This window comes from Bradyrhizobium sp. SZCCHNR2028 (assembly GCF_032380995.1).
GTDB lineage: Bacteria > Pseudomonadota > Alphaproteobacteria > Rhizobiales > Xanthobacteraceae > Bradyrhizobium.
Window position 1 is genome coordinate 73,822 of record NZ_JAUHJF010000012.1, and the last position, 20,291, is coordinate 94,112.

Below are 20,291 nucleotides of genomic sequence, written 5' to 3' on the forward strand. Positions count from 1 at the left end.
TCACGGCGCGATCTTGCGCTTGAGCATCCGCGCCACCGGCAGCGGGACGCGGTCGAGCGATCCCAAGAGGTGCGGCAAAAGCTTCAGCTTGAGGCCGGTCAGCGCCGGCGGCACCATGGCCTCGATCAGATGCGGCCCCGGCCGCGCCAGCGCTCCCTGCAACGCGCTGGTGAATTCGTCCGGCGTGCTGACGCGGGTCGCGCGTACGCCCATGCCGTCGGCGATCTGCGCGAGCTTGAGGACCGGTCCGTGAAGGTCGAGCTGCGCCCGCGCCTTCGGTCCGATCTCCTCGGCGCCGACCCGCTCCAGCTCGACGTTGAGCACCGAGTAGGACGCATTGTTGAAGATCACGGCGGTGACGTTGAGCCGCTCGCGCGCGATCGTCCACAGCGACTGGATCGTGTACATCGAGCTGCCGTCGCCGATCAGCGCGATCACCGGCCGGTCCGGACAGGCGATCGCCGCCCCGATCGCATTCGGCAGCCCCTGCCCGATGGCGCCGCCGGTCAAAGTGATCAGATCGTGGCGCGGCGCGCCCGCGGTGAATTTCGACAGCATCAGGCCGGAGCTGATCGCCTCGTCGATGATGATGGCGTTCTCGGGCAAGAGATGACCCACCGCCTTGCAGACCTTTTCCGCGGTGAGCTTCTTGCCGCGCGGACGTCCGGGCCGCGAGGCCGGTGACAACGCCGGCGTGGCGCGCGCTGCCTCCAGGGCGGCGGCCAGCCTGGTCAGGCTGCACGCGGCGTGCTGTGCCGGCGTCGACAAGGTCAGCACCTTGCAGCCGTCATGCGGCAGATAGCTCTTCTTGCCGGGATAGGCGAAGAACGACACCGGCGCCTTGGCGTCGACCAGGATCAGCGTGTCGATCTCCTTGAGCTGGATCTGCGCCATCTCGGCGAGATAGGCGATCCGCTCGACGGCCGGCAGGCCCGCTCCACGCTGCATGCGTGTCGGAAAGGTTTCGGCGTAGACCTTCACACCGCAGGCCGCGGCGATGCGCGCGGCCGCCAGCAGCGATTCCTCATGCAGCGCCGTACCACCGAGCAGAAGCGCGCTGCGGCCGCCCGCCTTGATCGCCGCGGCGACGGCCTGCACGGCGGAATCGTCGGCTGCCGCCGGCGGCTCGATCACCGGCGCCGGCTCGGCGACGCCGCCCTCCCCCCAGGACACGTCGGCCGGCAGGATCAGCGTCGCGACCTGCCCGGGCCAGGAGCACGCCGCCTTCACGGCCGCCACCGCGTCGCGGCACAGCTCCGACGTCACCTGCGAGGTCCAGACGAATTCCGGTGAGACGTTGCGCGCGACGGTCTCGATATCGGACTGGAGCTGCGCGTCATACGGGACATGATAGGTCGCGTGGTCGCCGACGATGTTGACGACGGGCACCTTGCCCTTGCGCGCATTGTGCAGATTGGCGAGGCCGTTGCCGAGGCCGCAACCGAGATGCAGCAGCGTTGCCGCGGGCGTGCCGGTCATCCGGGCGTAGCCGTCCGCAGCACCGGTCGCCACCCCTTCGAACAGGCACAGCACGGCGCGCATCTCCGGCGCGGAGTCCAGCGCGGCGACGAAATGCATCTCGGAGGTGCCAGGATTGGTGAAGCAGACCCGAATGCCGGAATTGACCAGGGTCCGTATCAGAGCTTGTGCGCCGTTGGGCATGAGAAAAGCCTGTTGCGGGGAAACTGCCGCAGCTCGGGGCGACTTGGCCGGCCCCGCCATGGCATTTCCCCTGTTTATATTTGCGCCATTTTGGAATTGACGGTCTCAGAAATCCAATGAATTGTTATGGCTTGATCAATGATTTCGGTGCATCGATGTACACCCCCACCCTGCGCCAGCTGCAGCAGTTGGTCTACCTCGCGGAAGAGCGGCATTTCGCCCGGGCGGCCCAGCGCGCCCACGTCACGCAGTCAGCGCTGAGCCGCAGCTTGCAGACCCTCGAGGACGCCGCCGGGATGCGGCTGTTCGACCGCAGCTCGCGCTCGGTGGAGATCACACCGGTCGGCGAGCGACTGGTGGCGCGGGCCCGCTCGCTCCTGTCGAGCGCAGACGACCTTGGCCGCGAGATGCGCCTGCTGCGCTCGGGAGATGCCGGCGAGGTGACGGTGGGCGTCGGCGCGTTCACCGGGCTGACGCTTCTGCCGGATGCCATGGCGCGGCTGTATTCGGAGCACCCGTCCGTGCGCATCATCGTGGTGCAGGACAATTGGCGCGCCCTGATGGAGGTGCTGCAGCAAGGAAAGCTCGATTTCTTCCTCGCGCACATCACCGACATCCGCGCCGACGACAGCCTCGACATCGAGCCGCTCGGCGGCCTTCCAGGACACTTTTACTGTCGGGCAACTCATCCGTTGGCGCGCCGACGGGAGCTTTCGGCACGCGAACTCGCCGGCCAGCACTTCGCCTCCGTTGCGCTGCCACCGGAATTCAGCAGGCGCTTGGAAGCGCTCATCGCTGCGCCGGAGGGCCGCGGCTTCGACGTCGCGCTCGAATCCGAGAACGCGAGCCTGCTGGTGCAAATGGCCATTCGGTCCGACATCGTGCTCGTCGCGGGCGATGCCGTTCTCACCCACGAGCTGGCCTCCGGGCAGTTGGTCCGCCTGAACGTGGCCGAACTGAAAGAGCCGCGCGCGTCGGACCTGCTGATGGCGCAGTTCGGCATCCTGCGGCTGAAGGGACGGACCCTATCGCCCGCAGCGATGATGCTGATGGACCTGGTGCGCGCGCAAGCTGCGCGAACGCTGACCGGACCACGCCGGCCGCCCGCTCCCCGCGTCGCACGTGACATGCATCGGTCTCGACCCGTCCCACGCAAGAAGCCGAGCACAACCGGACGTAATCAATCGCATCATCCCACCAGGGGCAAAGCCTGACTCGGTCGCCGGCCTTGCGCAATCATCTGCTGGCCGCGCTGCGGGACAGCTCCTGCAGAAGCCGTATCGCCTGCTCTCCCTGCGCTTCCGAGACGAACAGGTGATCATGATGAAAGGCCGAGACAGCGTTGACGCTGATTCCCGCCCCTGCGAGGCAGGTCGTGACCGCGGCGAGGAAGCCGACCGCATCGAGCGCTGATAGCACCGACAGCGTGATCAGGCGCGCGACGAACTGATACGGCAGCCCGACCTGCTCGGCGTCCTCGCGCCGGACGATCAGCGTGATCCCTTCGCGCTCTCGAAACAGCATCAACGGCGTCAGCTCGACCGGGACGTCGTGATGCGTATCGACAGTGCAGAACACGAATACGCCGTCCTGCAGCTCGGGAGCCATCGTGCGCAGCAGCGTATCGAGGTTGGGTTCGCCCGCCATGGATCCTCGTCAGTTCGCCGCCAGGCGCTCGCGCCCATGCGGCACGGTGAAATCCTGCAGCGGCCCGACCGGGACGATGCCGGTCGGGTTGATGGTGCGATGGCTCTCGTAGTAGTGCCGCTTGATGTGCTCAAAATTCACTGTCGCGGCAATCCCCGGCCATTGGTAGAGATCGCGCGTGTAGGCTGAAAGATGCGGATAGTCGGCGATGCGGCGGATGTTGCACTTGAAGTGGCCGACATAGACGGCATCGAAGCGGATCAGGGTCGTGAACAGCCGGATGTCGGCCTCGGTCATGGTGTCGCCGAGCAAGAAGCGGCGGGTCGACAGCCGCTCCTCCAGCCAGTCGAGCGTGGCGAACAGCGGGCCGATCGCCTCCTCATAGGCGGATTGCGTGGTCGCGAAGCCGCATTTGTAGACGCCGTTGTTCAGCGTATCGTAGACGCGCGCATTGATGGCGTCGATCTCATCGCGCTGGGCTCGCGGATAATAGTCACCTTGCCTGGCGCCGACGCCGTCGAACGCCGAGTTCAGCATGCGGATGATCTCTGATGACTCGTTGTTGACGATGGTGCGGTTTTGCTTGTCCCAGAGCACGGGCACGGTGACGCGGCCGGAATAATGCGGCTCCGCGGCGGTGTAGACCTGATGCAGAAGGCCGGCGTGATTGACGCTGTCGGCCACGACGCCCGGACCCTCGGCAAACGTCCAGCCCTGCTCGCGCATCAGCCAGTGCACGACCGATACCGAAATCATGTCATCGAGCCCCTTCAGCGCGCGCATGATCAGGGTGCGGTGAGCCCACGGGCAGGCCAGGCTCACATAGAGATGATAGCGGCCCGCTTCGGCCTCGAAGCCGTCGGTACCGGACGGGCCCGGACGGCCGTCAGCCGTGACGAAGCTTCGGAACGCCGAATCCTTGCGGATGAAACGGCCGCCGGACGCCGCCGTGTCGTACCAGACGTCGTGCCATCGGCCGTCGACCAGGACTCCCATGACGCTCTCCTCTCACACCGTGGCCTGGGCGGAGGGCGGCAATGTGCCGCCCTTTTGCCTTGGTCCCTCGCATGACAGGAGTACACATCACTCCGCCGCTGCGCCAGCGGAGAGCCCGCGCTTCAAGGCACGGCTCCGCCGAAACACGCGGTCACGACTGGAACGGGATGGTGCGGCCCGGCTGCGCCGCCTGTTCCCGCGTATAGGAGACGCCGTGCACCTTCACGCCCGCGGCATTCAACAGGGTGATGATTCCGCCGCGGTTCGACAGCGCGACCGGCGCGACGATGGGCACCACCAAGGTGGCGCCGCGCGCGATCGTGCCGCTCAGTTGCATGGCGTTCTTCTGCCTGTCCTTGATCTGCCAGCCAGTGAGATCGACGTCGACATCGGCGGTGTTCAGCAGCGTGACCGTCTCGTGCTCCGGCGTTCGCACGTCGTTGACGTAGGCCGCGATGATCCGCACCAGCCCATCGGGCACGTCGAGCGGCGGAATGTGGTCACGGTCGGGAGGCGTATGCGGCGCGTTCGGGTGATCGGGATCGGGCGGAAGGATGACCCTTCCGCTGGCATCGTCCGAATGCCAGGCCTGGGTCTGGAATTTCAGGAAGACGGCGACCCATTGCTGCTGGTCGGGAAACTCGAAGAGCAGTCCGCCATCCTGCCAGGGACCGTTGTCCTTGGCGTATTTGCCGGGCGGATTGCCCTGGTTGAAATGGATGTCGTGGATGCCGCGGCCTGGCTTGAAGCCGAAATAGCGGTCGGCCTTGTCCTCCGGTCCCCATGCGACGCCGAAGGCATAGATGAGAGCCGTCTCGTCCGACATGGCGCGCTGAACGTAGGCGTCGATCTTCTCGTTGAGATCGTTGTCGGGACCCGCAGCCGACAGCGGCAGCGGCTTCAGCTCCCATGGCTGCATCAGATTGCCCCGGATGAAATCGAGTGCCACGCCGCCGGGCTTGCTCTCCAGCGGATGCAGCCCTTCCGAAAACGCCTTCAGGCCATCGACGATCGGATGTTCGAAGCGCGAGCGGACCAGGAATTCGACCTCGCTGCCATCCTGGGAGCGGACATTGATGGCGATGCGATAGAGCTCACCATCGGCAGAGACCTGCACCTGATAGTGCGGACTGCTTCCCGTCGCCAGACGATTGTTGATGGGCCGACCCTTGAGAAGCGAATAGTCGTTCAATGGCATGGTCGTCTCCAAACCTGTCCGTAACGATATCTAGGACGAGAACAGCAATCGATCGCGTTCGGCCTGCGACCCCTCGACATAGAAGCGCTCGAACCAGGCCGGCTTGCCGGACAATGCGGTCGGCTTGCGCAGCGTGATCGCGGCAGGCGCGGATGCAGCGCGCTGCCGCTCGGACTTGCCGTGGAACGCGTCGCGCATCCGGTTGCGAAACTGCAGGTGATCGAACACGCGGGTGGCCTCGATCGCATAGGAGGTGGCGATCTTTCGGTCCTCGATCATGATGAGATGGTCGCCGTTGCCCTTCTCGCCGCTCGGCGAGAAGTTGCTCGATCCGGTGAACACTTTCGCGGTCGGCAGGCTGAAATCGGTCACCAGGAACTTGTGATGGATGTTACGGCCCTTGCCGCCGGACCATTCGCTGCGGAACGGCTCCGGCGCCTTGCTCGCGAGATAGGCGAAATCGACGAGACCGATCGAGCCGTCGGGCTTGCGCAGCTCCAGGGCGCCGCGCTTGTCGACGGTACCGTAGCTGAAGATCGGCCGCTCCATCACGCGGTCGAACGCCTCCTTGGTCGGACCGTCACCGAGCTGGCTCAGAAATGCGACCGAGTAGAACACCGACGAGGTGGCCTGATCGATCGCGGCCCGGATCGGATTGAGCGAGAGATCAGTGGCCTGATGCGGTGAGAAGCAGAGCTGTACGGTCGGCTTTCCCTCGGTGTGGACGGCGTGCCACTTCTTGGAAAAATCATTCGTCCGGAAGGCCGAGGGGTCCTCGAAGGCGATGTCGAACATCTCGCCGAACAGCCCGGCGACGTCCTGCGAATGAAAAACCAGCATGTTGTTGGCCTGAATATAGAGGCCGCGGAAGGTGAAATTGGTCGAGCCGCACAGCACCTTCTCGGGCTTGCCGTTGCGGCGCGTGATCAGGACCTTGTTGTGCTGGAGATTGCTGAAATGCGTGCGCAGCACGGCAGCACCCGCCTGCTTGAAGCGTTTGGCGCTGCGCGATTCCGCGCTGCCGGGCAGCTTGTGGCTGTTATCCTTGGCGTTGGAGTCGTCGATGATCGCGCGCAGCCGCGGGCCGAACTGCTCCAGCAGGCCGATCACGTCGGGCTCATTGAGGTCATAGGCCATCACGTCGAGCGTGAGCCCGGGATCCGCCAGGGCCTCTTTCAAGAAGCTGAACAGGAGGTCGTAGGCCTCGAACCCCAGCCACTCGTAGACGCTGTCGCCGGCCTCGTTGGCGAGGTCGAGCTTCTCGAAGCTCGGCCCGTCGCGGCTCTCGACGGGGATGATCTCGGCATTGTTGCCGAACTGATCGCGATAGGCCTGAGACGAGGCGAAGTTGCGGGTGAAACCGATGTCGATGAGGCCATCATAGGTCACGGCGCTCTGCGTGATGTCGAGCGAGAGGCTGGTCCCTGCCACGAGCGTGCCGTCGTTGCGCATGTGCTGCTTGGCGACGCGATACGTATAGACTCCGTCCTTGGGCCGGTAAGGAAAATGGATCCAGCGGAATTTCTGGAACGGCGCCTCGGTCGACGGGAAATTCCGGTTGCCGTCGACCTCCGCGCCGGCCCCGGCCGGATAGGAAAACGCGATCCTGTTGCGCAACTGGGAAAAATCCCGCGCGCCCGGCGACTTCACCTCGATCGAGAATCCGACCAGATCGGGTTCGGGCTCGGCGACGTCGAAGCCGATCATCGTCATGCGCTCTCCACGCCACAGCTTGGACGTGAACCCGTTGCTGGATTTGCTGTTCTCGAAATCGCTCATGATCGAAATGCCCCACGGTGATGAAAAAAGGCGCGCACGAAACGCATCTCGCCGAAGGGCTACAATCTTCGCCATGAGCCGCGGACGACGCAACCTCAAAATGATGTGAAACTGGTCATCAACCAGGATTGTTGCATGATCCTACGTCGGTCATGTGAAGGCGGATGTGAATGACGTCACAGTCGGAGACGGTATCCGGATCAGCTTTGCCGTGATGCCGGCGCGTGTGTCGTCAGTCTCGACGTTGGCGAACAAGCGCGAGGGCACATGACGACGAGCGTCGAAAACCGAGGCCTATCGCGGGGCGGGCCTAGCCCGCGTCACGGCGTTGATGAAGCCCTCGCGGGCGTCGGAATGCCCCTGCCCGCGCGGCTCCAACACGTGACGCAGCAGGAACAGGCCGGTCAGCCGGAAACCGTCGAGCAGATCCTGCTGCGACCAGCCATGGCCCTGGTCGCTCTCGCGCAGGAAGGGCGGCAACGGCAGCAGCCGGTCGGCCCATGGCGCGCCGGCCGTGCGCGACACCGCGCCGCCCGACTTCGGGGATACGTAGATCAGGTCCGAGGTCTCACCGGTCGCAGCGCAGGAGTCGAGATCGAGCCCGAAGCCGAGTTCGGCGAGGATCGCCAGCTCGAAGCGTACGATGTGGACGGCGGCGCCACCCGCATCCTCGAAATCATCGAGCGCATGTTCGAGCCGCAGATACATCTCCTCGTGCGGATCGCGCTCCGGCAACAGCCGGGCCAGCGAGGCAAGATGCGTCACGCCGTAGGCGCCGTGTTGCGCGGAGATCAGCCCCGCCGCCCGCAAGGTCAGCGCGTCGATGGCGTACATGCCGAGATGCTCGTCGAGCCGCGCGCGCCAGATCGCGCGCACCGTGTTGCCCGGCTGCAGCACCGGCCGCATGCGCTTGCCGCTCGCCCCGCGCACGAGACCGAGATGCCTGCCATGTTCGCGGGTCAGCAACTCGACGACGGCCGAGGATTCGCCGTGCCGCCGCACGCCCAGCACGATGCCATCGTCGGTCCATTCCATGAAGCGAGCGGTCCCTCGGCAAACACCGTCATTGCGAGCGAAGCGAAAGCATCCGGCACAGCGCAGGACGTCCGGATCGCGTCACGCGCGAGGCGTCGCGCGCGGTCGCAAATTCCGCATGATCGGCGGCATCAGCCCAGCCGTGTCACGCGTTGAACCAGCCGCGCGCATCGCCCGTGAACGAGTAGTACAATCCCATCGTCGTCAGCGCGCAGGAGATGACCTCGATGCCGGCGTCGAGCGTCATGCCCTTCTGACCAATCACCTGCACCAGGAAGATGTCGGACAGCACCAGCGCCGCCAGCAGCACCCAGCGCGGCCAGTTCTTGCGGCGCTCCGCCGCCAGATAGACGAAATAGAACAGCAGCAGGATGACCACCCCGTTGAGCACGGTCTGCGCGGTGATCATGTCCTCGGTTATGTCGAAGGTCGGCGTCCGGTCCGAGACGGCAACAGACAACGCATCCAGCATCAGCGAGATGTAGAGCAGCACTTCGAACCACAACACGTTGCGCGGCACGCTCATTGTCATTCCCTGGGGAACTCGAGCCCCATTTCCCGGTAGCGGTCGGGATCGTCGCCCCAGTTCTCGCGGACCTTCACGAACAGGAACAGGTGCACCGGCACACCGGTGATCTCTGAGATTTCCTTGCGCGACTGCGCGCCGATCGACTTGATCGTCGCGCCGCCCTTGCCGAGCACGATCTTGCGCTGGCTGTCCCGCTCCACGAAGATCGTCTGCTCGATCCGGATCGAACCGTCCTTGCGCTCGGTCCAGCTGTCGGTCTCGACGGTGGACTGATACGGCAGCTCCTGATGCAGATGCGAATAGATCTTCTCGCGGGTGATCTCGGCCGCGAGGTGCCGCATCGGCGCGTCCGACATCTGGTCCTCGGGATAGTGGAACGGACCGGGAGGCACCATCTCCGCCAAGGCCCGCCTGAGATCGTCGACTCCGTCGCCCGAGATCGCCGAGATCATGAAGGTGCGCGCGAAGGACAGCTTCTCGTTGGCAGCCGCGACCAGCGCCAGCAGCTTCTCGCGCGGCACCAGGTCGACCTTGTTGATCACCAGGATCTTCTCGTGCGCGACCGCGGCCGCCTTGTCGATGATGGACTGCGCCTCGTCGTCGATGCCCTTCTTGGCATCGAGCAGCACGCAGACGACATCGGCGTCGTGCGCGCCGCTCCAGGCCGTCGTGACCATGGCGCGGTCCAGCCTGCGCTTCGGCGCGAAAATTCCGGGGGTATCGACCAGGATGATCTGAGACGCGCCTTCGATGACGATGCCGCGGATCAGCGCTCGCGTCGTCTGCACCTTGCGCGAGACGATCGTGACCTTGGAGCCGACCAGCGCGTTGACGAGCGTCGATTTGCCGACGTTGGGCGCGCCGATCAGCGCAACGAAACCGCAGCGGGTCTGGACAGACGGCACTGATTGCTGTTCAGCCGTCATTGCTGCCGCCGCTGACGCCTTCGCGCTCGATCATGACCGATGCCGCCACCTTTTCTGCCGCCCGCTTGGAGCCACCGACGCCTTCAGCGGGCTCCAGGCCCGGCAGATCGACGGCGACGCGGAACTGCGGATCGTGATGCGGTCCGGTGCGCTCGACCTCCCGGTACACCGGGGTCGGCAGGCCCTTGCCCTGGGCCCATTCCTGCAGCACCGTCTTCGGATCGCGCAGCGGGCGCCGCGGCTTGTGCATGCGCTCGGTCCAGTTGCGCTCGACGAATCCCGCGGCGGCCGCGTAGCCACCGTCGAGGAAGATCGCGCCGATCACCGCCTCGCAGACGTCGCCCAGCACCGACTTGCGCAACCGCGCCCCGGCGCCGGCGCCGACCGCGCCGAGCTTGATGTCGTCGAGCAGGCCGAGCGACTTGGCAACGTCGGCGCAGCTCTCCTTGCGCACGAGATCGGCCAGCCGCTTCGACAATTCGCCCTCGTCGGCGCTCGGAAACGAGCGGTACAGCATGTCGGACACGATCAGGCCGAGCACGTGGTCGCCGAGGAATTCGAGCCGCTGATAGCTGTCGCCACGCTTCTTGGACGACTTCAGCGCCGAGACGTGGGTGAAGGCGGTGCTAAGCAGTGACGGATCGGCGAAGTGATGACCGATGCGCGCCTCGATCGCGGCATTGGCGGCCTTGTCCGCGGCCTTGGCGCCCTTGGCCGCGCCGATTCCCGCGCTTTTGGTGCGGCGACTGCCCTTCGCCTTGCTGCGCGGCTTGCCGTCGGGATCGGTCTCGGCAACAAGCTGGGCCGTGTCCGCCGCGTCCGGGCTCGCGATCGCCGATTCGGACTCGACGGTCTTCGTATCCGTCTTGAAGCTCGGCTTCGGATCAGTCTTGGAATCGGTCTTCGACTCGATCTTGGGCTCGCTCTTCTGCTCAGGCTTGATCTCGGACCTCGGCCGCGACGCGGCCTTGGGCGTCGCCTCCAGCGCACCCGTGCCGGGTTGCGGGCTCGATGCGGCAGCCTGCGTCGTCTGGATTTCGGGTGAGTCGTCGATCATCGGACGAATTTGAAGATTCGATTCCAGCGCACCGATACCGGCCAGCGCCAGAACGCCCAGGCATGCTCGCCTTCGGCAATGGAAAAGAAGATCAGCTGCGCGCGGCCGACGATGTTCTCGAACGGCACGTAGCCGACCTGGCTGAGGAAGCGGCTGTCGGTCGAGTTGTCGCGGTTGTCGCCCATCATGAAGAAGTTGCCGGCCGGCACGGTATACACCGCGGTGTTGTCGACATAGCCGTTGTCGACGCAGTCGAGCGTCTCGTAGCTGACGCCGTTCGGCAGGGTCTCCTTCCAGCGCTTGACGCGCGCGGTCGAGTCGGGCTGCCCGCAGGGATCCTCGCCGATGAAATCGGAGAGCCGCTCGCGCTGCACCGGCTTGTCGTTGACGTAGAGCAGCCCTTCGCGCACCTGGATGCGGTCGCCAGGCAGGCCGATCACGCGCTTGATGTAGTCGGTGGTGTCGTCCTTGGGCAGACGAAACACGACGATGTCGCCGCGGCTCGGCTCCGAGCCGAACATGCGGCCCGAGAACAGCGGCGGCGACAGCGGAATCGAGTAGTGGCTATAGCCGTACGAATATTTCGATACGAACAGATAGTCGCCGACCAGCAGGGTCGCCTTCATCGATCCGGAGGGGATGTTGAACGGCTGGAATAGGAAGGTGCGGATCACCAGCGCAATCAGTAGCGCATGAACGACGACGCGAACGGTTTCACCGAGGCCGCTCTCAGTCTTGGTTCCGGAGGTCACGCTCATCGCTCTTTCAATGTCCCTTGGCGAATGGTCCGACGATTCGCCAGCCGTTGCCGAACACCCCTCCGCCCGCGAACACCATACCGTTCCGCGGCTTAAGGGAGTCTGTCCTGATTCTGGTGGTTAAGGCCAACTCCGGTTTGACCCAGAATCCGCCCGTGATGCAGCCGGTTCAATCCGGCGGGTTTTAGACGACTGCGCGGGGCCGCGCAATCAATCGCCGTATCAAAACTATATAACTCACTGGAATCGATCGCATTTTTGTTTTTCCTGCGGGGCGACCGCCCATCAGGATGTCTCGCGGCGCACCGCCGAAATTATGACGAAGGCTTGCGCCAGCGGCCAGTCGTCGGTGATCGACAGGTCGATGCGGGCCTCGTGGCCCTCAGGCGTCAGCGCCTTGAGCCGTTCGGCCGCGCCACCCGTAAGCTGCATGGTCGGCCTGCCCCCGGGCAGATTCACCACCCCCATGTCACGCCACCACACCCCGTGACGGATTCCGGTGCCGAGCGCCTTGGCGCAGGCCTCCTTGGCGGCGAATCGCTTGGCGTAGGTGGCGATCACCATCTTCTCGTTCTTGGCCCGCCGCTCGGCCTTGGCGCGCTCGGCCGCGGTGAAGATGCGGTTCAGGAAGCGCTCGCCATGGCGCCCGATGACCTCGCCGACCCGGCGGATGTCGATCAGGTCGGAGCCGATGCCGATGATCATGCTGATGTCCCCAGCCGCGCGCGGCCGCGATCCATCGCCGCGCGCATGGTCCGCACCGACTGGGGCAAACCCACGAACAGTGCCTCGCCCATCATGAAGTAGCCGATGTTGAGCTCGACGATCTCCGGCAGGGTCGCGATCCGCTCGGCGGTGGCATAGTCGAGCCCGTGTCCGGCATGGACCTCGAGCCCGGCCGCATAGGCCAGCCGGGCGCCGGTCACGATCCGCTCCCACTCGGCAGCCGCCTTGTCATCATGGCCGTCGGTGATGGCATCGCACCAGCCGCCGGTGTGGATCTCGATCACGGGCGCGCGCAACCGGGCCGCCATCTCGATCTGCGCCGGGTCGGCGGCGATGAACAGCGAGACCCGGATGCCGGCATCGCTCAGCCGGGCGATCGCCGGTGCCAGCGCCTTGTGCTGGCCGACCACGTCGAGGCCGCCCTCCGTGGTCAGCTCCTCGCGCCGCTCCGGCACCAGACAGCAGGCGTGCGGCCGCGTCGCGAGCGCGATCCGCACCATCTCCTCGGTGGCCGCCATCTCGAAATTCAGCGGCTTGGAGATCTCGGCCTTCAGCCGCGCCATGTCGTCGTCGCGGATGTGCCGGCGGTCCTCGCGCAGATGCGCCGTGATGCCGTCGGCCCCGGCCTCGATCGCGAGCAGCGCGGCGCGCACCGGATCGGGGCTACGGCCGCCGCGGGCATTTCGCAAGGTGGCGATGTGATCGACGTTGACGCCGAGGCGCAGCTTCGGAGGATGTGACTTAGACGGATCGGACATGGGCCGGCTCGCAGGACTTTCGAGTAGACTACGGCTTGTTTAGCGCATCCCGGAGCAGAACGCCGCTGCCATCCCCGCAGATTAGCCATTCACCCGGTCGACCCGCGCCACGATGGTCTTGGCGCGCAACTGGTTGATGATCGCCGAGAGATGCTTGAGGTCATAGACCTCGAGATCGATCGTGAGTTCGGTGAAATCAGGCGAGCGGCGGCTCATGCTGATGTTGTCGATGTTGCCGTCGTGCTCGGCGATCACGGTCGCGACCTGGGCGAGGCTGCCGGGCTCGTTGACGTTCTCGACGCGAATGCGCGCCGGGAAGCGCTGCGGGGAGGTCTCGTCGACATCCCAGCGCACGTCGAGCCAGCGCTCCGGCTCCTCCTCGAAATCCTTCAGCGCCGGCGACTGGATCGGATAGATCGTGATCCCCTCGCCCGGCGTCACGATGCCGACGATGCGGTCGCCCGGCACGGCGCCACCGTTCGGCGCGAACTTCACCGGCAGGCCGGAATTGAGCCCGCTGATCGGGATCGCAAACGGGCCGCGGTGGGGCTCGGCCGCAGGCGCAGCAGCCTTGGCTGCCGGCGCGGCGGCCGTCTTCTTGGCGCCGTAGCGCACGACGCGCTCTTCCTTGTAGTCCGGATACATCGCACGCGCGACGTCGGAGGCCTTGATCTCGCCACGTCCGACCGCCGCCATCACGTCGTCGATCGAGGCGCGGGCCAGGCGCGGCAACGCCCCTTTCAGCTTGTCGTCGGCATATTCGAGCTTGGTGCGCTCGAACAGACGCTCGACGATGCGGCGGCCGAGCCCGGCATATTGATCGCGCACGGCGGTGCGGGTGGCGCGCCGGATCGCCGCGCGGGCCTTGCCGGTGACGGCGAGCGTCTCCCAGGCCGAGGGCGGCGCCGACTGCGCGTCCGAGGTCAGGACCTCGACCTCGTCGCCGTTCTGCAGCTCCGACGACAGCGCGGCGAACTTGCCGTTGATCTTGCAGCCGACCGCGCTGTTGCCGACGTCGGTATGCACGGCATAGGCGAAGTCGATCACGTTTGCGTGGCGCGGCAGCGCGATCAGCTTTCCCTTCGGCGTGAAGCAGAACACCTGATCGTGAAACAGCTCCAGCTTGGTGTGCTCGAGGAACTCCTCCGGATTTGCGCTCTCCGAGAGGATGCCGATGGTGTGGCGCAGCCACGCGAATGCGTTCGATTCGCGCTTGAGCCGTTCGGTCGGCGAGCCGATGTCGTCCTTGTAGAAGGCATGGGCGGCGATGCCGAGCTCGGCGATCTGATCCATGTCCTCGGTGCGGATCTGCAGCTCGACGCGCTGCTTGCCCGGGCCGATCACGGTTGTGTGTATCGAGCGATAGTCGTTCTGCTTCGGCGTCGAGATGTAGTCCTTGAAACGGCCCGGCACGACCGGCCAGGTCGTATGCACGATACCGAGCGCACGATAGCAGGATTCGAGATCCGGCATGATCACGCGGAAGCCGAAGATGTCGGAGAGCTGCTCGAACCCGATCGATTTGCGCTCCATCTTGGTCCAGATCGAGAACGGCCGTTTGCGGCGGCCGAACACCCGGGCCGTCAGGCCATGGTCGCGAAACTTGCGCGCCAGCTGGCTCTCGATTTCGCCGATCAGATTGCGGTTGCGCTCCGCCAGCGCATCGAGCCGCTGCATCACCACGCTGTAGGCCTGCGGGTCGAGCGTCCGGAACGAGAGATCCTCGAGTTCCTCGCGCATCTCCTGCATGCCCATCCGGCCCGCCAGCGGCGCATAGATGTCGAGCGTTTCCTCGGCGATGCGCCGGCGCGACGTCTCGGGCACGAACTCCAGCGTGCGCATGTTGTGCAAGCGATCCGCGAGCTTGACCAGTAGGACACGCACGTCGTCGGCGATGGCGAGCAGCAGCTTGCGCAGGTTCTCGGCCTGCTTGGCCTCGCGCGAGACCAATTCGAGCCGCTTCAGCTTGGTCAGTCCCTCGACCAGAGCGCCGATCTCGGGCCCGAAGAAGCGGTCGATCTCGGCGCGGGTCGCCTCGGTGTCCTCGATCGTGTCGTGCAGCAGCGCCGCGACGATGGTCGCGTCATCCAGCTTCAGGTCGGTCAAAATGGCCGCGACCTCGAGCGGATGCGTAAAATACGGGTCGCCGGACGCGCGGGTCTGTGACCCATGCGCCTTCATGGCGTACACATAGGCGCGGTTGAGGAGATCCTCGTTCGTATCCGGATTGTAGGAGCGGACCCGTTCCACCAGATCGTACTGCCGCATCATGCGGGAGCGCGGCTTCTGCGGCCGCGGCCGCTCAGCCGGCGGCGGAGGCGCCAACGCGGCCGATTCGGCCGCCGCCTGCATCTGCTGAGGAATGTGGCCCGAAACCACCATGGAAAATGACTAAACCTTTATCTTCGTGACCAAATCTGCCGGACGGCAGGCGCTGGCCGCAGCCCTATGGTAATCACGGAATCACGTTCAAATGCAAAGGCCCGGACGCGGTCCGGGCCTTCACAATCTCACAAGTGAACTGGAGCGCGGGCTGACGGCGACGAGGCCGTCACTCATCCTCTTCGGGCTGCTCTTCCGGCGGAGCGAGGCCCTCGAGGCCCTTCAGCAGTTCTTCCTCGGTCATGCGCTCGACGGCGACCTCGGTGTCGTCGGCATCGACGCTGGCACCGGCCGAGCCGATCAGCGGCACCGTGTCCGGCTCCGGCTCGTCGACCTCGACGAACTTCTGCAGCGAATGAACCAGTTCTTCCTTCAGATCCTCGGGAGAAATGGTCGAATCCGCAATTTCGCGGAGTGCGACGACGGGATTCTTGTCATTATCTCTATCGATTGTAAGTTGTGATCCCGACGAGATCATGCGCGCGCGATGCGCGGCCAGAAGGACCAAGTCGAACCGGTTGTCGACTTTATCGATACAATCTTCCACAGTGACGCGCGCCATTGTCGCTCCGGTCCTTTGTGTGCTTAATATGCTGATTATGCTGGGCTAGTTATAGAGGCTGGCCGGTTTTCGCAAGGCTAAACTGGCGTCAGGTTTCGGTAAGGGGCAAGGTGTACCGAATTCGGCAACCTTGACTGGCGCTCCGTCCAGACCCGCGGAATTCGGGCGTTGGACAAGAAAACGCTTCATTACGTCGTCACAAGTGCGCCTTTGTTGCCCCGATCACTCCCGTTTGCGGTAACCTCACACCAGATGGACCGCCGACGCCTTGGCAGTATCTTGAAATGGAATGCGCGACCGACTGGAGTCGCGCCAAAAATAGAATCTAACTGAACGCGAGACACTGAATGTCATCTTCGACCAACAAGATTGCGCTCTTCATTGACGGCGCCAACCTATACGCCACGGCCAAGACGCTCGGCTTCGACATCGACTACAAGCGCCTGCTCAAGGAATTTCAGAGCCGCGGCACGCTGCTCCGCGCGTTCTATTACACCGCGATCATCGAGGATCAGGAGTATTCGTCGATTCGACCCTTGATCGACTGGCTCGACTACAACGGCTATACGGTCGTCACCAAGGCGACCAAGGAATTCATCGACGCCAGCGGCCGCCGCAAGGTCAAGGGCAACATGGACATCGAGCTCGCCGTGGATGCGATGGAACTCGCCGAGCATATCGACCAGATGGTGCTGTTCTCGGGCGACGGCGACTTCCGCTCGCTGGTCGAAGCGATGCAGCGTCGCGGCGTTCGCGTCACCGTGATCTCGACCATCTCCAGCCAGCCGCCGATGATCGCCGATGAGCTGCGCCGCCAGGCCGACGTCTTCACCGACCTCATGGAGTTGCAGTCCAAGCTCGGCCGCGACCCGTCGGAGCGCCCCGCCCCGCGCGAGCCGCGCCACCATTCCCCGCAATTCCTCCAGCGCAGCACGACCGCACCGGCCGCACGCACCACCACGACCACCCCCACCACCGATGACGATTTCGACGACTAGGCGGCGGACGGACGCCACATCTGCGCCATCCACCCCGTCCTCGACCAATCCCGATCGAGACTGTCCGCTGTGCCCTCGCCTCGTGGAGTTCCGCGAGGCGCAGCGCGCGCGTGAGCCGTCGTGGTTCAACGCGCCGGTGCCGTCGTTCGGTGATCCCGATGCGCGGCTCCTGATCGTCGGGCTCGCGCCGGGGCTGCAAGGCGCCAATCGGACCGGGCGTCCCTTCACGGGCGACTACGCCGGCGAGCTGCTCTATGGGACGCTGCTGCATTACGGATTTGCGAAAGGCCGGTTCGAAGCCCGCCCCGACGACGGGCTGACGCTGGTGGACTGTCGAATCAGCAACGCGGTGCGCTGCGTGCCGCCGCAGAACAAGCCGCTGCCGGCCGAGATCAACCAGTGCCGGAGCTTCCTCGGCGCCACCATCGCCGCGATGCCGCGGCTGCGCAGCATCGTCGCGCTCGGCCGCATCTCCCACGACACGCTGCTGAAGCTGCTGGGCTTGCGCGCGGTCGCGGCGCCCTTCGGCCATGGCGCCGTGCACCAGGCCGGCAGGATCAGGCTGTACGACAGCTATCACTGCTCACGCTACAACACGAACACCGGCGTGCTCACGACCGAGATGTTCCACGCCGTGTTCGCGCGCGTAAAGGCGGAGCTGGATTAGTTCGGCGCACCCCACCCTCACGCGGCAGATGCGCGGTTGTCCTTCAGCCACGCCAGCACGTCGCCCGCGTTCCTGTCCGGCGGAAACACCGGGTAGAACACATGGGTGATGCGCGCGGCGTCCACGATCATGGCAAGCCGCTTGATCATGGTCAGCCCGGCGATCTCCATGGTCGGCAACCGCAGCGCATTGGTGAGCTCGAGCTTCTCGTCCGACAGCACCGGAAACGGCAGGTGCAGGCGCGAGGCCATCTCGGTCTGATAGGCATTGCTCTGCGTCGACAGACCGAACACATGCACGGCGCCCGCTGATTTCAACTCGCCGAACAGGTCGCGGAAGCTGCAGGTCTGCGGCGTGCAGCCGCGCGCGCCCGGGATCATATCCCAGTCCTCGACCAGTGACACCTTGCCGGGTTCGCCGGTCCGTGGATAGGCGAACACCACGGTCCGTCCCGGCAGATCCGACAGCGTGACCAGCGTGTCGTCGGTGGCACGCAGCCCGATCGCGGGAATGATCGTCCCAACCAGATGATCGGCTGCGCCGTCGTCGGTCGGAGCCGGAATCCGGCTCCAGTCGACATCCAAGAGGTTCTTCTGATTCATCGGATGCTTTCCCAAGGCTCGGGCGTGGAGGAGCGCACGGCAAAGGTCTCGTTAGCCGCGGGCCCGCAGCAGCCTCCCCTTCTCGCGGCCCCAGTCGCGCTTCTTCTCGCTCTCGCGCTTGTCGTGCAGCTTCTTGCCCTTGGCGACGGCGAGCAGCAGCTTGGCGCGGCCGCGCTCGTTGAAATAGAGCTTCAGCGGGATCAGCGTCATGCCTTCGCGCTCGACCGCACCCATCAGCTTGTTGATCTGCTTGCGATGCAGCAGCAGCTTGCGCGGCCGCTTCGGCTCGTGATTGAAGCGGTTGGCCTGCAGATATTCGGGAATGTTGGCGTTGATCAGCCAGATCTCGCCGTTACGCGAATCCGCATAGGATTCCGCGATCGTCGACTTGCCGCCGCGGACCGACTTCACCTCGGTGCCGGTCAGCGCGATGCCGGCCTCGATGGTGTCCTCGATCGCGTAGTTGAACCGCGCCTTGCGATTCTCGGCGGCGACCGTGATCTTGGGTTCGTTCTTTTCAGCCATCAGGACTTTTTCAGGAGATCACGGATCTCGGTCAACAGCTCGACCTCGGCCGAAGGCTTCGCCGGCGCCGCGGGGGCTGCCGCTTCGTTCCGCTTCAACCTGTTTATCACACGGATGATCATGAACAGCACGAAAGCGATGATGAAGAAGTTCAGGGTCAAGGTCAGGAACTGTCCATAGGCCAGCACGGCACCCTGCTTCTTCGCGTCCGCAAGGTTGCCCGCATTGACCGTCTTGGACAGCGGGATGAAGTAGTTCGAAAAATCGAGGCCGCCGGTGATGGCGCCGATGATCGGCATGATGACATCGGCGACGAGCGAGGTGACGATGGCGCCGAAGGCCGCGCCGATGATGACGCCGACGGCGAGGTCGACGACGTTGCCCTTCATCGCGAATTCACGGAATTCCTTCAACATGCTCGCGTCCCCCTCAAACTTGCGAGAAATCCTCGCGACCTTCGCCGATCCCGAGCTCCCTCGGAACCTAGTTGATCAATCCGGCATGAACCATCGCCTCGCGCACCGCGACCCGGGTCGGCTCCGACACCGGCACCATCGGCAGCCGCAGCTTCTCCTCGATCTTGCCGAGCAGCGACAGCGCGTATTTCACCGGCGCCGGGTTGGACTCGATGAACAGATTGGTATGCAGCGGCATCAGCTTATCGTGGATCTTCAGCGCCGTTGCGACATCGCCCTTCTGCCAGGCCTGGTGGAATTCCGAGCACAGCCGCGGCGCGACGTTCGACGTGACGGAGATGCAGCCATGGCCGCCATGCGCCATGTAGCCGATGATCGTCGCATCCTCGCCCGAGAGCTGGTTGAACTCCTCGCCCATCGCGGCGCGCTGCTGCGACACCCGCACCATGCTCGCGGTAGCATCCTTCACGCCGGCGATGTTCTTCAGCTCGAACAGGCGCTTCATGGTGTCGACGGACATGTCGATCACCGAGCGCGGAGGAATATTGTAGATGATGATCGGAATGCCGATCGCATCGTTGATCGCCTTGAAGTGCTGATACAGGCCTTCCTGCGTCGGCTTGTTGTAATAGGGCGTCACCACCAGCACTGCGTCAGCCCCCGCCTTCTCGGCGTGCTGGGCGAGCTCGACCGCCTCCTTGGTCGAATTGGAGCCGGCGCCAGCGACGACGGGCACGCGTCCCCGGGCCTCGGCGATGCACCACTCGACCACCTGCTTATGCTCGTCATGGCTGAGCGTCGGGCTCTCGCCGGTCGTGCCGACCGGCACGAGGCCGTTGGTGCCCTCGTCGATCTGCCAGTTCACCAGGCTGCGAAAAGCGGCCTCGTCCACGGACCCGTTCTTGAAAGGAGTGACCAAGGCGGTGAAAGAACCCCGGAAATTCGTCTTGGCTGCCATGAAACTCCCTCCCAAACGCCGTTTAGCCCCTGTACGAGCCACTTCATACCGGGTCTGCCGACGAGGCGGAAGGCCCGCCCGCGGTTGGGCTGCCTTCTCAACAGGCACAC

General features: G+C 64.8%; 21 protein-coding genes. 3 read left to right on the plus strand and 18 right to left on the minus strand.

Annotation, left to right across the window (positions count from 1 at the left end; all coding sequences use genetic code 11):
- The gene (locus QX121_RS19550; protein ID WP_315812802.1) at positions 1–1,662 is read right to left on the minus strand and encodes an acetolactate synthase large subunit; all 1,662 of its coding nucleotides are present in this window, start codon (positions 1,660–1,662) and stop codon (positions 1–3) included.
- A gap of 155 nt (positions 1,663–1,817) precedes the next feature.
- On the opposite strand from QX121_RS19550, the gene QX121_RS19555 reads away from it, so the two are divergent.
- Complete coding sequence (locus QX121_RS19555) at positions 1,818–2,876, plus strand: LysR family transcriptional regulator (protein ID WP_315798054.1); 1,059 nt, start codon at positions 1,818–1,820, stop codon at positions 2,874–2,876.
- A 22-nt stretch (positions 2,877–2,898) separates the two neighbouring features.
- On the opposite strand, the gene QX121_RS19560 is transcribed toward QX121_RS19555, so the two are convergent.
- From QX121_RS19560 to rpoZ, 13 genes are all read right to left on the minus strand, one after another.
- Positions 2,899–3,309 carry an ACT domain-containing protein gene (locus QX121_RS19560; protein WP_315812803.1) on the minus strand — a complete coding sequence of 137 codons (411 nt, stop codon included), beginning with the start codon at positions 3,307–3,309 and terminating at the stop codon, positions 2,899–2,901.
- Between the two features lie 9 nt (positions 3,310–3,318).
- Positions 3,319–4,305, minus strand: a complete 987-nt coding sequence (locus tag QX121_RS19565; RefSeq protein ID WP_315812804.1) for a glutathione S-transferase family protein — start codon at positions 4,303–4,305, stop codon at positions 3,319–3,321.
- A 151-nt stretch (positions 4,306–4,456) separates the two neighbouring features.
- Positions 4,457–5,503, minus strand: a complete 1,047-nt coding sequence (locus QX121_RS19570; RefSeq protein WP_315812805.1) for a DUF2278 family protein — start codon at positions 5,501–5,503, stop codon at positions 4,457–4,459.
- A gap of 30 nt (positions 5,504–5,533) precedes the next feature.
- Positions 5,534–7,282: a phospholipase D-like domain-containing protein gene (locus QX121_RS19575; protein ID WP_315812806.1), complete on the minus strand. Its 1,749-nt coding sequence runs from the start codon at positions 7,280–7,282 to the stop codon at positions 5,534–5,536.
- A 294-nt stretch (positions 7,283–7,576) separates the two neighbouring features.
- Positions 7,577–8,317 (minus strand): DNA repair protein RecO, encoded by a 741-nt coding sequence (gene recO, locus QX121_RS19580; protein ID WP_315812807.1) that lies wholly within the window; start codon positions 8,315–8,317, stop codon positions 7,577–7,579.
- 145 nt (positions 8,318–8,462) lie between these two features.
- Entirely contained in the window at positions 8,463–8,843 is a 381-nt protein-coding gene (locus QX121_RS19585) for a hypothetical protein (RefSeq protein WP_315798016.1), read from the minus strand.
- 2 nt (positions 8,844–8,845) lie between these two features.
- Positions 8,846–9,772, minus strand: a complete 927-nt coding sequence (era, locus tag QX121_RS19590) for a GTPase Era (RefSeq protein ID WP_315798015.1) — start codon at positions 9,770–9,772, stop codon at positions 8,846–8,848.
- Positions 9,762–10,829 carry a ribonuclease III gene (gene rnc, locus QX121_RS19595; protein WP_315812808.1) on the minus strand — a complete coding sequence of 356 codons (1,068 nt, stop codon included), beginning with the start codon at positions 10,827–10,829 and terminating at the stop codon, positions 9,762–9,764. Before rnc ends, era begins: the two co-directional genes overlap by 11 nt.
- On the minus strand, positions 10,826–11,587 hold the full coding sequence (gene lepB, locus QX121_RS19600; RefSeq protein WP_315740255.1) for a signal peptidase I: 762 nt from the start codon (positions 11,585–11,587) through the stop codon (positions 10,826–10,828). The genes rnc and lepB overlap by 4 nt, the downstream gene beginning before the upstream one ends.
- Positions 11,588–11,872: 285 nt before the next feature.
- Positions 11,873–12,292 (minus strand): holo-ACP synthase, encoded by a 420-nt coding sequence (acpS, locus tag QX121_RS19605; protein WP_315758597.1) that lies wholly within the window; start codon positions 12,290–12,292, stop codon positions 11,873–11,875.
- Positions 12,289–13,071 carry a pyridoxine 5'-phosphate synthase gene (locus QX121_RS19610; RefSeq protein WP_315740257.1) on the minus strand — a complete coding sequence of 261 codons (783 nt, stop codon included), beginning with the start codon at positions 13,069–13,071 and terminating at the stop codon, positions 12,289–12,291. The genes acpS and QX121_RS19610 overlap by 4 nt, the downstream gene beginning before the upstream one ends.
- 81 nt (positions 13,072–13,152) lie before the next feature.
- A complete protein-coding gene (locus QX121_RS19615; protein WP_315784467.1) occupies positions 13,153–15,453 on the minus strand; it encodes a bifunctional (p)ppGpp synthetase/guanosine-3',5'-bis(diphosphate) 3'-pyrophosphohydrolase in 2,301 nt (766 codons plus the stop codon).
- Between the two features lie 169 nt (positions 15,454–15,622).
- A complete protein-coding gene (rpoZ, locus tag QX121_RS19620; RefSeq protein WP_006612728.1) occupies positions 15,623–16,015 on the minus strand; it encodes a DNA-directed RNA polymerase subunit omega in 393 nt (130 codons plus the stop codon).
- Positions 16,016–16,362: 347 nt separating this feature from the next.
- Here rpoZ and QX121_RS19625 point away from each other — a divergent pair, with 347 nt between their 5' ends.
- Together QX121_RS19625 and QX121_RS19630 are read left to right on the plus strand one after the other, a co-directional pair.
- Entirely contained in the window at positions 16,363–17,013 is a 651-nt protein-coding gene (locus QX121_RS19625; RefSeq protein ID WP_315740259.1) for an NYN domain-containing protein, read from the plus strand.
- Entirely contained in the window at positions 16,994–17,680 is a 687-nt protein-coding gene (locus tag QX121_RS19630) for a uracil-DNA glycosylase (protein ID WP_315784469.1), read from the plus strand. Before QX121_RS19625 ends, QX121_RS19630 begins: the two co-directional genes overlap by 20 nt.
- A gap of 17 nt (positions 17,681–17,697) precedes the next feature.
- On the opposite strand, the gene QX121_RS19635 is transcribed toward QX121_RS19630, so the two are convergent.
- The 4 genes from QX121_RS19635 to dapA all read right to left on the minus strand — a co-directional run bounded on the left by QX121_RS19635 (position 17,698) and on the right by dapA (position 20,181).
- Positions 17,698–18,282, minus strand: a complete 585-nt coding sequence (locus tag QX121_RS19635) for a peroxiredoxin (protein WP_315784471.1) — start codon at positions 18,280–18,282, stop codon at positions 17,698–17,700.
- 51 nt (positions 18,283–18,333) lie between these two features.
- Positions 18,334–18,807, minus strand: a complete 474-nt coding sequence (smpB, locus tag QX121_RS19640; RefSeq protein WP_315711387.1) for an SsrA-binding protein SmpB — start codon at positions 18,805–18,807, stop codon at positions 18,334–18,336.
- Positions 18,807–19,223 (minus strand): large conductance mechanosensitive channel protein MscL, encoded by a 417-nt coding sequence (gene mscL, locus QX121_RS19645; RefSeq protein WP_315740262.1) that lies wholly within the window; start codon positions 19,221–19,223, stop codon positions 18,807–18,809. Before mscL ends, smpB begins: the two co-directional genes overlap by 1 nt.
- Positions 19,224–19,290: 67 nt before the next feature.
- Positions 19,291–20,181 (minus strand): 4-hydroxy-tetrahydrodipicolinate synthase, encoded by an 891-nt coding sequence (gene dapA, locus QX121_RS19650; RefSeq protein WP_315740263.1) that lies wholly within the window; start codon positions 20,179–20,181, stop codon positions 19,291–19,293.
- Positions 20,182–20,291 lie beyond the last annotated feature (110 nt).

Excerpts from the sequence above, each read along its gene's own strand:
- QX121_RS19555 (WP_315798054.1), top strand. The coding sequence starts at position 1,818 with ATGTACACCCCCACCCTGCGCCAGCTGCAGCAGTTGGTCTACCTCGCG.
- dapA (WP_315740263.1), bottom strand. The coding sequence starts at position 20,181 with ATGGCAGCCAAGACGAATTTCCGGGGTTCTTTCACCGCCTTGGTCACT.
- QX121_RS19585 (WP_315798016.1), bottom strand. The coding sequence starts at position 8,843 with ATGAGCGTGCCGCGCAACGTGTTGTGGTTCGAAGTGCTGCTCTACATC.
- QX121_RS19635 (WP_315784471.1), bottom strand. The coding sequence starts at position 18,282 with ATGAATCAGAAGAACCTCTTGGATGTCGACTGGAGCCGGATTCCGGCT.
- rpoZ (WP_006612728.1), bottom strand. The coding sequence starts at position 16,015 with ATGGCGCGCGTCACTGTGGAAGATTGTATCGATAAAGTCGACAACCGG.
- QX121_RS19560 (WP_315812803.1), bottom strand. The coding sequence starts at position 3,309 with ATGGCGGGCGAACCCAACCTCGATACGCTGCTGCGCACGATGGCTCCC.
- recO (WP_315812807.1), bottom strand. The coding sequence starts at position 8,317 with ATGGAATGGACCGACGATGGCATCGTGCTGGGCGTGCGGCGGCACGGC.
- QX121_RS19570 (WP_315812805.1), bottom strand. The coding sequence starts at position 5,503 with ATGCCATTGAACGACTATTCGCTTCTCAAGGGTCGGCCCATCAACAAT.
- QX121_RS19610 (WP_315740257.1), bottom strand. The coding sequence starts at position 13,071 with ATGTCCGATCCGTCTAAGTCACATCCTCCGAAGCTGCGCCTCGGCGTC.
- QX121_RS19565 (WP_315812804.1), bottom strand. The coding sequence starts at position 4,305 with ATGGGAGTCCTGGTCGACGGCCGATGGCACGACGTCTGGTACGACACG.
- smpB (WP_315711387.1), bottom strand. The coding sequence starts at position 18,807 with ATGGCTGAAAAGAACGAACCCAAGATCACGGTCGCCGCCGAGAATCGC.
- mscL (WP_315740262.1), bottom strand. The coding sequence starts at position 19,223 with ATGTTGAAGGAATTCCGTGAATTCGCGATGAAGGGCAACGTCGTCGAC.
- acpS (WP_315758597.1), bottom strand. The coding sequence starts at position 12,292 with ATGATCATCGGCATCGGCTCCGACCTGATCGACATCCGCCGGGTCGGC.
- QX121_RS19630 (WP_315784469.1), top strand. The coding sequence starts at position 16,994 with ATGACGATTTCGACGACTAGGCGGCGGACGGACGCCACATCTGCGCCA.
- QX121_RS19615 (WP_315784467.1), bottom strand. The coding sequence starts at position 15,453 with ATGGTGGTTTCGGGCCACATTCCTCAGCAGATGCAGGCGGCGGCCGAA.
- QX121_RS19575 (WP_315812806.1), bottom strand. The coding sequence starts at position 7,282 with ATGAGCGATTTCGAGAACAGCAAATCCAGCAACGGGTTCACGTCCAAG.
- rnc (WP_315812808.1), bottom strand. The coding sequence starts at position 10,829 with ATGATCGACGACTCACCCGAAATCCAGACGACGCAGGCTGCCGCATCG.
- QX121_RS19625 (WP_315740259.1), top strand. The coding sequence starts at position 16,363 with ATGTCATCTTCGACCAACAAGATTGCGCTCTTCATTGACGGCGCCAAC.
- lepB (WP_315740255.1), bottom strand. The coding sequence starts at position 11,587 with ATGAGCGTGACCTCCGGAACCAAGACTGAGAGCGGCCTCGGTGAAACC.
- era (WP_315798015.1), bottom strand. The coding sequence starts at position 9,772 with ATGACGGCTGAACAGCAATCAGTGCCGTCTGTCCAGACCCGCTGCGGT.
- QX121_RS19550 (WP_315812802.1), bottom strand. The coding sequence starts at position 1,662 with ATGCCCAACGGCGCACAAGCTCTGATACGGACCCTGGTCAATTCCGGC.